This is a genomic window from Accumulibacter sp., assembly GCF_023806635.1.
Taxonomy (GTDB): Bacteria; Pseudomonadota; Gammaproteobacteria; order Burkholderiales; family Rhodocyclaceae; genus Accumulibacter.
Genome location: NZ_JAMTDQ010000046.1, coordinates 40860 through 55216 on the forward strand (window position 1 = coordinate 40860; position 14357 = coordinate 55216).

Below are 14357 nucleotides of genomic sequence, written 5' to 3' on the forward strand. Positions count from 1 at the left end.
TCGTCATGCGCCAGACATTCCACCCCGCGTCGCTGCTCGCCACCCTGCCCGCCATCGGCTGCCTGCTCGCCGCCTGCCAGGGCGTGCCAACACCGGCACCCGGCCCGGCAACCGGCATCGAGATCCACATCGCCCACATCAACGATCACCACTCGAACCTGGAGCCGCAGCCCGACTTCGAGCTGCGGCTCGACGGCGTGCCGACACGCGTCGCCGCCGGCGGCTTTCCGCGCCTGACGGCGTTGTTCAAGGCCAGCTCGGAGCTGCCGAACCTGCTGAAGATTCACGCCGGCGACGCCATGACCGGAACTCTCTACCACACGCTGTACAACGGCGAGGCCGACGCAGCGCTGATGAACACCGTCTGTTTCGACGTCTTCGAACTGGGGAACCATGAATTCGACGAAGGCGATGCCGGACTGCGGCGCTTTCTCGATCACTTGCGCCGGGGACCGTGCCGGACGACCGTCCTCGCCGCCAACGTCGAGCCGGCAATCGGCTCACCACTCGCGCCGGTGAGCGCCAACGACTACCTGCAGCCCTACCTGCTGCGGCAGTTCGGCGACGTCCGCGTCGGCATCATCGGCATCGAGGTGCGCGGCAAGACGATGAACTCGTCGCGTCCGCTGCCCGGCACGCGCTTCCACGACGAGGTCGAGACCGCCCAGAAGCTGATCGACGAGTTGCGCGCGATGGGCATCCGGCACATCATTCTCGTCACCCACCAGGGCTACGAGGCCGATCGGGCCATGGCGGCACGCCTGAGCGAGGTCGATGTGATCATTGGTGGCGATTCGCACACACTGCTCGGGGACTTTTCGGCGATCGGCATCGCTGCCGCCGGCCCCTACCCGACCGTCGTCCGCAATCGCGATGGTGATCCAGTGTGTATCGGACAGGCCTGGGAATACGCCAGGATCTTCGGCTTGATGCGGGTCCGTTTCGACCCAGGCGGCGCCGTCGCGAGCTGCGGCGGCTCGCCGACTCTGCCGATCGGCGACGACTTCCGGCAGCGGGACGGCAGCGGCACCTTCGTCGCCGTCGACGCGACGACGCGCGCCCGCATCCTCGGTGCACTGCACGGCACGAACGCCCGCCCGGTCGTTCCCGATCCCGTGGCGCAGGCCGAACTCCTCCGCTTCGCCAGTCGCCTCGACGACATGAAGCGACAGCGGATCGGCACCGCCAGCGACTCGCTGTGCCTCGTGCGCGTCCCCGGTGAAGCGACCAACCGCAGCGCTGGCGTCAGTGGCTGTGAAGACGCCAACCGGCTGGCGCGCGGCAGCGACATCGCGCAGGCGGTTGCCGAGGCCTATCGCCAGGCGAGCAGGCTTGCCGACATCGCCCTGCAGAACGGCGGCGGCATCCGCACGCCATTGCCCCGGGGCGAGGTCACCTATGGCACGGCCTACACCGTCCTGCCGTACACCAACGTCCTGTACGAACTGCAACTGACCGGTCGCCAGGTCACCGAGGTGCTCGAAGACGCGGTCGCCAACTACCTCGACAACGGCGGCTCGGATGGCTCGCACCCGTACGCCGCCGGCCTGCGCTGGCACCTCGACCTGCGCCAGGCACGCGGCAGCCGCTTCAGCCGCATCGAGGTGCGCGCCAGGGATGGTGGTGGCTGGCAGGCACTCGACCCGGAGCGCGGCTATACCGTCGTCACCAGCGACTACCTGGCAACCGGCGGTGACGGCTACGCCACTCTCGCCCGGATCAATCAGGCCGGCCACAGCGTCAACACCTATCTCAGCTACACGCAGACCTTCGTCGACTACCTGCAGGCGCGCGGTACGGTCGAACGGCCGCCGGCAGCCGAATACAGCCACCAGCGCGTGATCGCGCGTGACGGCAGGCCGCTGCCGTGACGCAGCCGCCGTGGCGACTGGCCACTACTTGCTGAGCAGGCGCATCGCGCGCTCGAGGCCATCGAGCGTCAGCGGGAACATGCGGCCGCCGAGGAGGTTGTGGATCAGCGAGGTCGACTGCCGGTACTGCCAGGAGTGCTCGGATTCCGGGTTGAGCCAGACGGTGTGCTGCCAGGTGTCGGCCAGGCGGCGCAACCAGACGGCGCCCGGCTCGGCATTGTTGAACTCGATGCTGCCGTTCGGCTGCAGCAGTTCGTAGGGGCTCATCGCCGCGTCGCCCACGAAGATCAGCTTGTAGTCGCTGCCGTACCGGTGCAACACGTCGTGCGTCGCGACGCGCTCGCTGTGCCGCCGGCGGTTGTCACGCCACAGGTAGTCATAGACGCAATTGTGGAAGTAGTAGTGTTCAAGGTGCTTGAACTCGCTGCGGCAGGCGGAAAAAAGCTCCTCACAGACGCGGACGTGATCATCCATCGAGCCGCCGATGTCGAGCAGCAGCAGCACCTTGACGGCGTTGTGCCGCTCCGGCCGCAGCTTCAGGTCGAGCCAGCCGGCGTTGCGCGCGGTACCCGCGATGGTGCCCTCGAGATCGAGCTCGTCGGCTGCGCCCTCGCGCGCGAAGCGGCGCAGGCGGCGCAGCGCGACCTTGATGTTGCGCGTGCCGAGCTCGATGCTGTCATCGAGGTTGCGGTACTCGCGCCGCTCCCAGACCTTGACCGCGGCGCGGTTCTCGCTCCGTCCGCCCAGCCGGATGCCTTCGGGATGAGTGCCGCCGTGGCCGAAGGGTGAGCTGCCGCCGCTGCCGATCCACTTGCTGCCGCCGGAGTGGCGCCCCTTCTGTTCGGCCAGCCGCTGCCGAAAGGTCTCCATCAGCTTTTCCCAGCCAAGCTTCTCGAGCCGCGCCCGCTCGGCGTCGCTGAGATGTTTCCTGACCGCCCGCCGCAACCATTCCTCCGGGATCAGCACCTCCATCCCGGGCAGCGCCTCGACGCCCCTGAAATACTCGCCGAAGGCCCGGTCGAACTTGTCGAAGTGGCTCTCGTCCTTGACCAGCACGGTGCGCGAGAGCAGGTAGAAGTCGTCGATGCTGTGCTCGATGACGTGCTGCCGCAACGCCTCGAGCAGCGTCAGGAACTCCTTGATCGACACCGGCAGGCGGCTCGCCTTGAGGTGCAGGAAGAAGTCGATCAGCATCGTCGGCGGTCGTCGGCACCACTCACGACGCAGGCGCGAGCGGGTTCACGATCGGCTCAGCGATTGTGCCGCGCCATGAAGATCAGGCGCTCGAACAGGTGCACGTCCTGCTCGTTCTTCAGCAGGGCACCGTGCAGCGGGGGTATGGCGGCCTTCTGCTCCTTGCTGCGCAGCACCTCGGGCGGAATGTCCTCGGCCAGCAGGAGCTTGAGCCAGTCGAGCAGTTCCGAGGTCGATGGCTTCTTCTTCAGGCCCGGAATCTCGCGCAGTTCGAAGAAGACTTCGAGCGCCTCGCGCAACAACGCCGGCTTGAGGCCGGGAAAATGGACATCGACGATCGACTTCATCGTCTCCCTGTCGGGAAAGCGGATGTAGTGGAAGAAGCAGCGGCGCAGGAACGCGTCGGGCAGTTCCTTCTCGTTGTTCGAGGTGATGACGACGACCGGCCGCTGGCGGGCGCGAACCATCTGCCGCGTTTCGTAGACGGAGAACTCCATGCGGTCGAGTTCGCGCAACAGATCGTTGGGAAACTCGATATCCGCCTTGTCGATCTCGTCGATCAGCACCACCGACGCCGTTTCGCACTCGAAGGCCTGCCACAGCACCCCCTTGACGATGTAGCTGCCGATGTCGGCGACCTTCGCCTCGCCCAGTTGCGAGTCGCGCAGGCGCGAAACCGCGTCGTACTCGTAGAGGCCCTGCTGCGCCTTGGTGGTCGACTTGATGTGCCACTGGAAGAGCGGCAGGCCGAGCGCGGCCGCCACTTCCTCGGCGAGCATCGTCTTGCCGGTGCCCGGCTCGCCCTTGATCAGCAGCGGCCGCTGCAGGGTGATGGCGGCATTGACCGCCAGGTTGAGGTCGCGGGTGGTGACGTAACTGGCTGATCCGGAGAAGCGCATGGTGAAGTTCCTCGGCAAGTGCCGTCGATTGTACGCGCAATCGCGCCGCGCGGACTGTGCCGTGCGGCAGCCGGCCCCCTGCCGGACGCCACCTCAGCTGGCAGCAGCCCGCCGCACGCAGTCGAGGTAGGCGTTCGCGTCCATCGCCTGGCGATGGCGTTCGGCACGCCAGATCGTCTCACCGAGGCACTCGAGGATGGCGTGCGCCGCCTCGTGATCGCCGACGCGGGCGCGTAGCGCCTGGTAGGCGGAGCGAATCCCCGGCGGCTGGTCGATGCTGATCTGCTCGGCGACGGCCAGATGCAGCGAGAGATGCAGGAAAGGATTCATCTGCCCGCTCTCGGGACTGAACTCCTGTTCGATCGCCGTTGCCGGGTCTTCGAGCAGCGCATGGTACTCGGGGTGCTCGAGGATCAGGTCGGCGGCCGTCACCTCGGCGCCTTCGAGGATCAGGCGCTGGCGGTGCTTCTGCCACGCCTGACAGAAGAACTGCCGGACCTGTTCACGCGTCGGGTTGAACATCGCTCCTCCTTGCTGGTTGCCTGATCAGGGCGGTGACGACGGCGTTCTGCAGCAGCCGGTTGCCGCCATGCCGAACCGGCGCTATCTGCCCGGTGCCGTAGGCGCCGATCAGCGGCAGCTGCGGCAGGAGTTCGTGCAGGCAGGCCAGATCCTCGTCGGCACTGCCATAATGATAGGGGCCGCGACCGATGCACGAGAAGGCGATCGCCGCCAGCGGCGGCGGCACGAGCGGCAGGAGGGGGGACAGGCTGCGGCGCATGTCGGCGACGCTGGCTTCCGGCAACCGTATCGCCCACAGCAGGTGGGTGCCGGGAACGACATGCTGCGCCAGCGTCAGCGATCCGTCGGCGTTGGCGGCAATGATCGCCACCGGCCGCAGCAGACCATCGGCGAATGCCTGCTGTCGCAAATCGTCGCCGACAATGCCCGGACCGTCGAGCAACACTGCGCACAGTGATGCGAGCGGCAGCCGCTCGGTGCACCGCTGTTGTGGCGGCAGGCTGCGCCGCAGATGAGCGAGCGCCGGCTCGCCCTGCAGTTCCAGCAGGTCGAGCGCCCGGCTGCCGGTCACCACCGTCGGCCGGCCAAGCAGTCGCCAGCCCCTGGAAACGGCGAGATCGACTCGCGCTCCCTGCAGTTCGACCGCACACTGGCGCACCAGGCGACTCTGCTGCCAGGCGATCGCTTCGGACCTTCCCGGACGGCCGGCAAAGTGGCCGCCGAAACGGTCGCGGCCGGGATCGCTCCAGGCGCGCGGCAGGCTGCCGTCGCCGTAGGTGAGGATCGGCCCGGTATCCGCGACAGCGGCCGGCCGCTGCGTCACCAGCGCCAGGTCGCCGGCAAAGACCATCACCGCCGCCGCCGGACGGTCGAGTACCCAGCCTGCATCGCTGAAGACGCCCGCGGCGATGCCGCCGGCGACCTCGGTACAGCGCAGCGCGCGGGCGACGGCAGTCACCGCTGCCTGCGCCTGCGCGGTGAACTCGGCCGAGAGAAACAGCAGGGCACCGCGTGCGGGGCAATTGCCCATCTTCTCCAGGGCCGCGCTGGCGGCAGCTACCGCCAGCTCCGGCACGGCGTCGTTGCCCGCCAGCAGCGCACTGGCAACGCTCATCGGCGAGCGCCGCCCGGCGCCGCGCTACCTTTCTCCGGATAATCACAGAGATCGGCGATGCCGCAACGCCAGCACTCGGGCTGCCGCGCCTTGCAGACGTAGCGCCCATGCAGGAGAAGCCAGTGGTGGGCAGACCGCCGGAACTCGGGCGGCACCACCCGCAGCAACTCGTGTTCGACTGCCAGCGGCGTCTTTCCCGGTGCCAGGCCGGTGCGGTTGGCCAAGCGGAAGATGTGTGTGTCGACGGCGATCGTCGGCTCGCCGAAAGCGGTATTGAGAACCACGTTGGCGGTCTTGCGACCGACCCCTGGCAGCGCCTCGAGCTCGGCGCGCTGCCGCGGCAGTTCGCCGGCATGCCGGGCCAGCAACTGGCGGCAGGTGGCGATGACGTTTCTCGCCTTGCCCTGCCAGAGCCCGATGCGGTTGATGTAGGGCGTCAGCCCGCTCTCGCCGAGCGCCAGCATCTCCTGCGGCGTCGGCGCGTCGACAAAGAGCCTGCGGGTGGCGAGATTGACGCTCCGGTCGGTCGCCTGCGCCGACAGGATGACCGCGATCAGCAACTGGAACGGGGTGGCGTACTCGAGTTCGGTCGTCGGCTGCGGATTGCCGGCGCGCAGCCGGCTGAAGATCGCCGCGGCTCGCCCGCCGTGCGACCCGTCCCGGTCCAGCGGCGGCTCAGACACGGTCCGTCAGTGGCGCTGGCGGCGTCGGCAGCGAGCGCTGAGCCGAATGGCGCGCGGCGGCACGTGCCTCGACCCAGTTCTTCCAGGCGATCAGGCAGCCGAGCAGGATGAAGGCGCCTGGCGGCAGCATCGCGAGCAGCAGTCCGGGGTAGTCGCCGGGCAGCAACTGCAGCGGCTGCAACCCCGGAAAGACCATGTCGATGCCGGCAAAGAGCGTGCCACCGCCGAGGAGTTCGCGCAGTCCGCCGAGCAGCGCAAGGGTCCACAGCATGCCGACGCCCATGAAGACACCATCGAACACCGACTGCAGCGGCGGGTTCTTGTTGGCGAAGGCCTCGACCCTCGCGAGGACGATGCAGTTGGTGACGATCAGCGGAATGAAGATGCCGAGCACCAGGTAGAGCTCGTGCAACTGCGCATTGAACAGCAGATCGACGACCGTCACCAGCGCGGCGACGATCAGGATGAACACCGGAATGCGAATCTCGTGCGGAATCAGGTTGCGCAGCGAGGCGACGGCAAGGTTGGCGACCGCCATGACAATGATCGTCGCCAGCGACAGCATGACGCCATTGACGGCGTTGGTCGTCACCGCCAGCAGCGGGCACAGGCCAAGAATCTGCACCAGACTCGTATTCTGCTTCCACAGACCGTTGTCCCTGATCTCGATGAACTCGTCGCGACCGATCATTTCCCCATCCCTTCGACCGTGAACAGCTGTTGCCGGTTATCCGCCACGTACTGCAACGCGCGATGGACGGCCTTGATGACCGCCCGCGGCGTCACCGTAGCCCCGGCCAGCGAATCGAAGCGGCCACCATCCTTGCGCACGCGCCACTCGCGCTCGCCGACCGTCGCCAGCGACAGCCCGTCGAACTGCCTGATCCATGGCCGCTCCTTGTTGCGGTCCTTGCGCGGCTCGATGTAATCGCCGAGGCCTGGCGTCTCCTTGTGCTGCGTCACCCGCACGCCGAGCAGGGTGCCGTCGGCCGCAACCGCGAGCAGCAGCCGGATGCGGCCCGAATAGCCATCGGCAGCGACGGCCTCGAAGACGATCGCGCTCGCCTCGCCGCCCTGGCGCGCCAGATAGGCCGTCGATTCCTCGTCCAGCCCGAGCCCGGCGGCCGGCGCCAGGCGCCGGCTGTCGGCCAGCAGGTCATTGTCGTAGAGGTCGCGCGGCAGCACCTCGCCGATCAGCTTCATCTTCTCCGCTGCCGCCGCCTCCTCGATCGCTGGCCGCGTCCACAGGTAAGCGGCAGCCAGCAGGCCGGTGAAGGCAACGACGAAGACCAGCAGGATGAGTGCCGTTCGCAGGGCCATCGCCGGAGCCGTCGGCGTCCGCACCGGTGGCGTCATTTCGGATTCTTCATGCCGAAGATCGGCGCCTGCGTGTACATGTCGATCAGCGGCACACAGAGGTTCATCAGCAGCACGGCAAAGGCGACGCCGTCGGGATAGCCGCCGAAGACGCGGATGACGTAGGCGATGGCACCGGCCAGGAAACCGAAGATCAGCTTGCCGCGGAAGGTCGTTGACCCGGAGACGGGATCGGTGACGATAAAGAAGGCGCCGAGCAGCGAACCGCCGGAGAAGAGATGGAACAGCGGATTGGCGAACTGCTGCGGGTTCCACGCCCAGAGGATGCCGGCCAGCAGCGAGAGGCCACCGACGAAGGCGGCCGGCGCCTGCCAGGTGATGACCTTCCGCTGCCACAACCACAGACCACCGAGCAGATAGCCGGTACTGACCCACTCCCAGCCGCGGCCGGCGAAATTGCCGAAGACCTCCTGCGTCGCCAGCAGCGTCGGCACGTCGACCGCCCCGTCGCCGAGCTTCAGCGCCGTCTTCAGCGCATCGAGCGGCGTCGCGCCGCTCATCGCATCGACGCGCGGCGCCAGTCCGGCGATGATCCCGAACTGCTCGGCGAGGCTCAGCCTGAGACCCAGCGCCGGCCATTGCGACATCAGTGCCGGGAAGGAGACGATGCATGCGGCGAAGGCGATCATCGCCGGATTGAAGGGGTTCTGGCCCAGCCCCCCGTAGAGGTGCTTGGCGACGACGATGGCGAAGAGGACGCCGACGACCGTCAGCCACCACGGCGAGAGCGGCGGGAAGGCGAGGGCGACCAGCCAGGCGGTGACGATCGCGCTGCCGTCGGTGAGAAAGAGGAGCAGTGGCCGGCGGCGCAGCCGGAGCATCAGCGCTTCGCCGAGCAGCGCCGCCAGCGTGGCGATCAGCAACTGCAGGATGATCGCCGGGCCGATCAGCCAGACGTAGGCGGCGATCCCCGGCAGCAGGGCGACGAGGACCTGCAGCATGACTCGGCGCACGCTGACGTCGGCCAGCAGGTAGGGCGGCGTCGACCAGGACATCAGTCGTCCCGCCGCGACCCGGCCGGCGGCACGGCAGCACCTCCGGAATCGGTCGCTGCTGCCGTCCCGCTCGCCGCTGCCGTCGCCGCCGTCGAGCGTGCCGCGCGCCGCGCCTCGACGGCGGCAATCTCGCGCTGCTGGCCTGCGCTGAGTCGATCGGTATTCCTCGGCTGCGCCGACTCGCGCTGGCTGCGGGCGCGCTCGATCGCCGCTGCAATGGCGGCCTTCCTGATCGCTTCGGCGTCGCCCGCCGTCATTGCCACCTCGCCCGCTGCCGCGGGTGGCTGGTCAACGGCCGGCGCCGACTCGGGCGCTGGCTTGTTCCCTGGATCGGGTGGCGCCCTCTTCTCGCTCGCCTTGGCGCTGGCGGCCCGGGCAAGACGCTCGGCCTTCTCGGCCTGCTCGCGCTCGGCGCGCGCGTTGCGCAGCTCGAAGCGCTCCTTGGCGGCGTCGGCCGCCTGCTTCTCGCGCTCGCGCGCCCAGATTTCGCTCTTCGCAAAGCGGAAGTACTGTACCAGCGGAATGTGCGACGGGCAGACGTAGCTGCAGCAACCGCACTCGATGCAGTCGAAGATGTAGTACTCCTGCGTCTTGCCGAAATTCCTCGCGCGCGCAAACCAGTAGAGCTCGAAGGGCTGCAACTCGTGTGGACAGGCCTCGGCGCAGGCGCCACAGCGGATGCAGGGCATTTCCGGCGGCGGCGGCGGAAAGAGCGCCGGCGAAGCAGCGATGATGCAATTGGTCGCCTTGACTACCGGCGCGTCGAGGTCGGGAATCTCGAAACCCATCATCGGGCCACCCATCAGGAAGCTGCTGCTGTCGGCCCGAGGTCGGGCGAGGGCCACCACCTCGCGCATCGGTGTTCCCAGCCAGACCTCCCAGTTGCGCGGCCGCTCGACGTTGCCGGTCAGCGTGACGATGCGCGAGAGTACCGGTTCGCCACAGGCGAGCGCGCGATAGGCAGTGTAGACGGTGGCGACGTTGAAGCATTGCACGCCAAGCTCGGTCGACCGGCGGCTGGCCGGGACTTCCTTGCCGGTGAGCACGCGAATCAGCTGCTTCGCGCCGCCGGCCGGATAGCGCGTGGGCACGGCGACGACGCGATAGTCCGGAGCCAGGCGAAGGACAGCCTCCTGCATGGCGGCGATCGCTTCCTGCTTGTTGTCCTCGATGCCGATCAGCACCTCGCGCGCTGACAGCAGCTCGCGGAAGATGGCGATGCCGCGCACGATCTCGTCGGCACGCTCGCGCATCAGCATGTCGTCGCAGGTCATGAACGGTTCGCACTCGGCGCCATTGATGACCAGATGCTCCATCGCCACGGCGCGTGCCGGAGTCAGCTTGGCGTGGCTGGGAAAGGCGGCGCCGCCAAGACCGACGACACCGGCATCGCGTAGGAGTTCGCGCACGCGCTCGGGAGGCAGACTGTGATGGTCGACCGGCCGCCGCTCGATCCACTCGTCGCGCCCATCGGGTTCGATGACCACGCAGAGCGTCGGCAGGCCCGATGGATGCGCAGCGACATGCTCTTCGACGGCCAGCACGCGGCCGGATGTCGGTGCATGCACCGCTGCCGACACCCAGGCGTCTGCAGCGCCGATCAACTGTCCCTTGAGCACCGAGTCGCCAGCCTGCACCAGCGGATTCGGCGCGCCGCCGATGCTCTGGTGCAGCGGCACGAACAGGCGCGCGGGCAGCGGCGCCCGGCCGATCGGCTCGTGCACCGAGATCGCCTTGTTGGTCTGTGGCTTGACTCCGCCCTTGAAGCGGAACAGTTTCGCCAGCACCGCTGCTGCCTCAGGCTGCACGCTTGATCTCGAACACCGGATACTTCCACTTCCAGTTGTCGATGTTCTCGGCGATCGGCTGCATGCTGATGCACTCGACCGGGCAGGGCTTGACGCACAGTTCGCAGCCGGTACACAACGGCTCGATGATGGTGTGCATCTGCTTCGCGGCGCCAACGATCGCGTCGACCGGACAGGCCTGGATGCACAGGGTGCAGCCGATGCACGTTTGCTCGTCGATGATCGCGATCTGCTTCGGCTTCTCCTCGGCTTCCAGCGGCTTCACCTCGCGCCCCAGCAGGTCGGCAAGCTTGCGCACACCGTCCATTCCCCCTGGCGGACACAGATTGATGTCCGCCTCGCCGGCCGAAATCGCCGCCGCGTAGGGCTTGCAACCCGGATAGCCGCACTGTCCGCACTGCGTCTGCGGCAGGATGGCCTCGATCTTCTCGACCAGCGGGTCGCCCTCGACCCTGAAGCGGATCGACGCATAGCCGAGTGCCGCGCCGAGGACGACGGCGCCCAGTGCCATGATCGCCAGCGCGCTGATCATTGGTACCGGTCCAGACCGGCAAAGCCCATGAAAGCGAGGCTCATCAGACCGGCGGTGACCATCGCGATCGCCGCGCCGCGGAAGTGCGGCGGCACGTCGGCGCCCTCGACGCGCTCGCGGATGCCGGCAAACAGCACCAGGACGAACGAGAAACCGATGGCGCTGCCGGCGCCGAAGAGCAGCGACTCGACGAAGTCGTGCCGATTGGCGATGTTCAGCAGCGGCACGCCGAGGACGGCGCAGTTGGTGGTGATCAACGGCAGGTAGATACCGAGCACCTGATGCAGCAACGGACTGGTCTTCTGGATCACCATCTCGGTCAACTGGACGATGGCGGCGATGGTGACGATGAACGAGAGCGTGCGCAGGTACTCGAGGCCGAAGGGCAGCAGCAGGTAGCGGTCGATGATGTAGCTGGCGCCGGTGGCGACGGTGAGCACGAAGGTCGTTGCCGCGCCCATCCCGAAAGCGGTCTCCAGTTTCCTGGAGACGCCCATGAAAGGGCACAGCCCGAGGATCTTGACGAGGACGACGTTATTGACGAGAACGGCGCCGACGAGCAGGAAGATGTAATGGGTCACGGTTGCTGGCGGTGAAGGGCTGCGCAATCGACAGCCGCGGCATTATCACCCTCTGCCCGGACGCATTCAACCACAGGCGCGACGCCGGCATCGCTGCTCATGCCTGCCGCTGCCGGGCAATTGCCGCCGCCGCCTCGCCGACGAGATCCGGTCCGCGATAGATGAAACCGGTGTAGAACTGGACCAGCGAGGCGCCGGCGGCGATCCGGGCGGCCGCGTCGGCGCCGCTCATGATGCCACCGACGCCGATGATCGGCAGTTCACCGGCCAGCGCCACCGCCAGTTGCCTGACGATGGCGGTCGACAGTGCGAGCAGCGGCGCCCCCGACAGGCCACCGGCCTCGTCGGCGTGCGGCCTGCCCTCGACACCGACCCGCGTCACCGTCGTGTTGGTGGCGATGACGGCATCGATGCGGTGCCGGCGAAGCAGGTCGGCAATCGCCCGCACCTGGCTCTCGTCGAGGTCGGGGGCGATCTTCAGCGCCAGCGGAACGTAGCGGCCATGCCGGTCGGCAAGCCTCGCCTGCGCCACCTTCAGGCTGCCGAGCAGCGAATCGAGCGCCGCATCCTGCTGCAGGTCGCGCAGGTTGCGGGTATTCGGGCTCGAGATGTTCACCGCGACGTAACTCGCCGCGCCATAGACGCGCTCGAGGCAGAACAGGTAGTCGTCGGCTGCGCGCTCGATCGGCGTGTCGAAGTTCTTGCCGATGTTGATGCCGAGAACCCCGCCCTGGCGCGGGAAACGCGCCGCGGCGACGTTGGCCAGCAAGCGGTCGACGCCGTCGTTGTTGAACCCCATGCGGTTGATGATCGCCTGCCGATCAGGAATGCGGAACATCCGCGGCCGCGGATTTCCCGGCTGCGGTCGCGGGGTGACGGTGCCGATTTCGATGAAGCCGAAGCCCAGCGCCGCCAGCGCATCGACGTGCTCGCCGTTCTTGTCGAGCCCGGCGGCCAAGCCAACGGGATTGGGAAAGCTGAGTCCCATGACCGAGACGGGATCAGGTGGCACCGGACTCGCCAGCAGGCAGCTTGCGCCGGTGGCCCGCAGGAGCTCGACGCCGGTCATCCCGATGCCGTGCGCAACTTCCGGATCGAGCGCGAAAAAGAACTGGCGGAGAAGCGGATAGAGCATGGGCACGATTCTACCGCATCGCAGCAACGAGCGTGTGCGGCGCACGCCGGCTGCCACCCTGATCGCTGCGACCGTGGCGGCAGGCTGGCCCCGATCCCTATTGCCCTTTCGCCTCGACCTTCCCGCCGTGTCCAGGCAGCGGCGGCCCGATGTAGCTCGCTTCTTCGAGCTCCTTCTGCCCCGTCGCGTCGTCGACCAGTTCGGGGTAGACCCGTCCGACGAAGAAGCCGAGGCCAATGACGGTCCGGACGTACCTCGTCTGACCAGGATCAAGCGTGAAGGACAGCTTCTTCTCGACCTCGGTCGAGGTGCTGACCTCCTTGTTGCCGGCAGCCTGATCCACGAAGAAGAATCCCCCCGGTTTCGATTCGCCGACCACGACCCCGTTCAACAGGATCGATGGCTGGACCGCCGCGCCAAACGCACTGCCGCTACGATAGAAATAGACTCGACCTTGCTCCGCACTGAGGGTCGGAATCGAAGATTTCATGTCCGGGTACTTTGGCCCCGTGGCACAGGCGGCCAGTACGACCGGCAACAACCAACTGACACACAGACGATTGACCTTCACTTGCGCAACTCCTTGATCTCAAGTGGCAGGGCGACTGGAATCGCCAACGGCGAGAACGCCTTCTCGACAGGAAGATAGAACCCCACGAGACGGCCCATGTGCACCACGAGGTAGGCCTCGTGCATATGCGCGCCCTCGACGGTGAAATTGGCGTTCGTAGGTTTCAGTATGTCGCCTTGGGCGATTCCGCCGGCGTCGACAAACTCGGTGCCGGCTCTGATGCTCCGATCGTATCCGGAATCAAGGCGCACCGGTACCGTTTGCGAAGCGACAAAGAGCCTGTCAGGCGGCTGCCTCGCCCTTTGCAGATCAGCCGGGTGACGGGTGACCTCGCTCGCACATCCGAAGACAGCCAGCACCATTGGCAACAAGACACACACTGCCTTCATCTCATCTCCCCGCCAGCCGTTCGCGGCAGCTTTTCGCAGCATCAGTCGTCCCGGATTCCACTCAGGCCGACTGCCTGCCGACACTTCGACTACCTCTCACGGGTGGACCGTCAGCACCGGACCTTGCATCCACCAGAGCGGTGCACGAGCCGCCCGACCAGTTCTTCAAGAGACACGATCACTTGACCTGCAGGCGATTCAGGTAATCGACCAGAGCCAGCAGCCGTGCCCAGACGAAGAGCTTGGCGTTGTATCCATAGTCATCGAACTGCGGCTGTGCCTGGGCATCATAGATGTCGCCCCAGATCGGCATCTCGCGTGTCCCGTGACCCTTCACCAACGCGCGACCGTCGATCGACTCGAGCACGCGATTCACCGGAAACAGCCCGCCGTTGTTCCTGGTCAACACGCTCAGGTCCGTTGGCCTGACCGACAGGAACTCGACGAACGGGCCGTCACCCTTGCCCTTGGCGCCATGACAGACGACACAGTTGGCCTCGTATTCGCGCTTGCCGATATCCAGTCGTTCTGCAGCCGCCGCGCTGCCGGCGAGCGCTCCGGCAGTAGCTGCCGCAACGCAGATGTGAAACCACTTCCCGCTCATCGTCGCTCTCCTTGATCAGTTCCGGGCCACGGAAAAATCCCTGTCCCAGAATCAGTTTAGACCCTGATGCACGCTGCGCAAG

The 14357-nt window shown here is 67.0% G+C and carries 16 protein-coding genes; 1 reads left to right on the forward strand and 15 read right to left on the reverse strand.

The window, feature by feature from the left end; genetic code table 11:
* The first annotated feature begins 5 nt into the window (after positions 1-5).
* Complete coding sequence (locus NFW30_RS09325; RefSeq protein WP_295354595.1) at positions 6-1871, forward strand: 5'-nucleotidase C-terminal domain-containing protein; 1866 nt, start codon at positions 6-8, stop codon at positions 1869-1871.
* Positions 1872-1895: 24 nt separating this feature from the next.
* Here the strand turns inward: NFW30_RS09325 and NFW30_RS09330 are convergent, their stop codons facing one another.
* The 15 genes from NFW30_RS09330 to NFW30_RS09400 form a co-directional block, all read right to left on the reverse strand.
* Positions 1896-3065 (reverse strand): VWA domain-containing protein, encoded by a 1170-nt coding sequence (locus tag NFW30_RS09330; RefSeq protein WP_295354598.1) that lies wholly within the window; start codon positions 3063-3065, stop codon positions 1896-1898.
* Between the two features lie 56 nt (positions 3066-3121).
* The gene (locus NFW30_RS09335; RefSeq protein ID WP_295354601.1) at positions 3122-3964 is read right to left on the reverse strand and encodes a MoxR family ATPase; all 843 of its coding nucleotides are present in this window, start codon (positions 3962-3964) and stop codon (positions 3122-3124) included.
* Positions 3965-4057: 93 nt separating this feature from the next.
* Positions 4058-4486: a DUF1841 family protein gene (locus tag NFW30_RS09340; RefSeq protein ID WP_295354604.1), complete on the reverse strand. Its 429-nt coding sequence runs from the start codon at positions 4484-4486 to the stop codon at positions 4058-4060.
* Entirely contained in the window at positions 4467-5600 is a 1134-nt protein-coding gene (locus NFW30_RS09345; protein ID WP_295354607.1) for an FIST C-terminal domain-containing protein, read from the reverse strand. Before NFW30_RS09345 ends, NFW30_RS09340 begins: the two co-directional genes overlap by 20 nt.
* On the reverse strand, positions 5597-6283 hold the full coding sequence (gene nth, locus NFW30_RS09350; RefSeq protein WP_295354610.1) for an endonuclease III: 687 nt from the start codon (positions 6281-6283) through the stop codon (positions 5597-5599). Before nth ends, NFW30_RS09345 begins: the two co-directional genes overlap by 4 nt.
* Positions 6276-6974: an electron transport complex subunit E gene (locus tag NFW30_RS09355; protein WP_295354614.1), complete on the reverse strand. Its 699-nt coding sequence runs from the start codon at positions 6972-6974 to the stop codon at positions 6276-6278. The genes nth and NFW30_RS09355 overlap by 8 nt, the downstream gene beginning before the upstream one ends.
* Positions 6971-7639: an electron transport complex subunit RsxG gene (gene rsxG / locus NFW30_RS09360; RefSeq protein ID WP_295354617.1), complete on the reverse strand. Its 669-nt coding sequence runs from the start codon at positions 7637-7639 to the stop codon at positions 6971-6973. Before rsxG ends, NFW30_RS09355 begins: the two co-directional genes overlap by 4 nt.
* Complete coding sequence (locus NFW30_RS09365) at positions 7636-8655, reverse strand: RnfABCDGE type electron transport complex subunit D (protein WP_295354620.1); 1020 nt, start codon at positions 8653-8655, stop codon at positions 7636-7638. Before NFW30_RS09365 ends, rsxG begins: the two co-directional genes overlap by 4 nt.
* Entirely contained in the window at positions 8655-10442 is a 1788-nt protein-coding gene (gene rsxC, locus NFW30_RS09370; protein WP_295354816.1) for an electron transport complex subunit RsxC, read from the reverse strand. The genes NFW30_RS09365 and rsxC overlap by 1 nt, the downstream gene beginning before the upstream one ends.
* Positions 10443-10452: 10 nt before the next feature.
* Positions 10453-10995 carry an electron transport complex subunit RsxB gene (gene rsxB, locus NFW30_RS09375; protein ID WP_295354623.1) on the reverse strand — a complete coding sequence of 181 codons (543 nt, stop codon included), beginning with the start codon at positions 10993-10995 and terminating at the stop codon, positions 10453-10455.
* The gene (gene rsxA, locus NFW30_RS09380; protein ID WP_295354626.1) at positions 10992-11576 is read right to left on the reverse strand and encodes an electron transport complex subunit RsxA; all 585 of its coding nucleotides are present in this window, start codon (positions 11574-11576) and stop codon (positions 10992-10994) included. The genes rsxB and rsxA overlap by 4 nt, the downstream gene beginning before the upstream one ends.
* Positions 11577-11673: 97 nt before the next feature.
* Positions 11674-12720: a quinone-dependent dihydroorotate dehydrogenase gene (locus NFW30_RS09385; RefSeq protein ID WP_295354819.1), complete on the reverse strand. Its 1047-nt coding sequence runs from the start codon at positions 12718-12720 to the stop codon at positions 11674-11676.
* Between the two features lie 88 nt (positions 12721-12808).
* Positions 12809-13282, reverse strand: a complete 474-nt coding sequence (locus NFW30_RS09390) for a DUF2846 domain-containing protein (protein WP_295354628.1) — start codon at positions 13280-13282, stop codon at positions 12809-12811.
* Entirely contained in the window at positions 13279-13713 is a 435-nt protein-coding gene (locus tag NFW30_RS09395; protein ID WP_295354632.1) for a hypothetical protein, read from the reverse strand. The genes NFW30_RS09390 and NFW30_RS09395 overlap by 4 nt, the downstream gene beginning before the upstream one ends.
* A gap of 136 nt (positions 13714-13849) precedes the next feature.
* Complete coding sequence (locus NFW30_RS09400; protein ID WP_295354635.1) at positions 13850-14275, reverse strand: c-type cytochrome; 426 nt, start codon at positions 14273-14275, stop codon at positions 13850-13852.
* Between the last annotated feature and the right edge of the window lie 82 nt (positions 14276-14357).

What these genes read in the sequence shown, in the direction of transcription:
- rsxG (WP_295354617.1), bottom strand. Translation starts at nt 7,639, where the DNA reads ATGACGCCACCGGTGCGGACGCCGACGGCTCCGGCGATGGCCCTGCGA.
- NFW30_RS09355 (WP_295354614.1), bottom strand. Translation starts at nt 6,974, where the DNA reads ATGATCGGTCGCGACGAGTTCATCGAGATCAGGGACAACGGTCTGTGG.
- NFW30_RS09345 (WP_295354607.1), bottom strand. Translation starts at nt 5,600, where the DNA reads ATGAGCGTTGCCAGTGCGCTGCTGGCGGGCAACGACGCCGTGCCGGAG.
- NFW30_RS09335 (WP_295354601.1), bottom strand. Translation starts at nt 3,964, where the DNA reads ATGCGCTTCTCCGGATCAGCCAGTTACGTCACCACCCGCGACCTCAAC.
- NFW30_RS09330 (WP_295354598.1), bottom strand. Translation starts at nt 3,065, where the DNA reads ATGCTGATCGACTTCTTCCTGCACCTCAAGGCGAGCCGCCTGCCGGTG.
- NFW30_RS09400 (WP_295354635.1), bottom strand. Translation starts at nt 14,275, where the DNA reads ATGAGCGGGAAGTGGTTTCACATCTGCGTTGCGGCAGCTACTGCCGGA.
- NFW30_RS09395 (WP_295354632.1), bottom strand. Translation starts at nt 13,713, where the DNA reads ATGCTGCGAAAAGCTGCCGCGAACGGCTGGCGGGGAGATGAGATGAAG.
- rsxB (WP_295354623.1), bottom strand. Translation starts at nt 10,995, where the DNA reads ATGATCAGCGCGCTGGCGATCATGGCACTGGGCGCCGTCGTCCTCGGC.
- NFW30_RS09365 (WP_295354620.1), bottom strand. Translation starts at nt 8,655, where the DNA reads ATGTCCTGGTCGACGCCGCCCTACCTGCTGGCCGACGTCAGCGTGCGC.
- NFW30_RS09340 (WP_295354604.1), bottom strand. Translation starts at nt 4,486, where the DNA reads ATGTTCAACCCGACGCGTGAACAGGTCCGGCAGTTCTTCTGTCAGGCG.
- NFW30_RS09325 (WP_295354595.1), top strand. Translation starts at nt 6, where the DNA reads ATGCGCCAGACATTCCACCCCGCGTCGCTGCTCGCCACCCTGCCCGCC.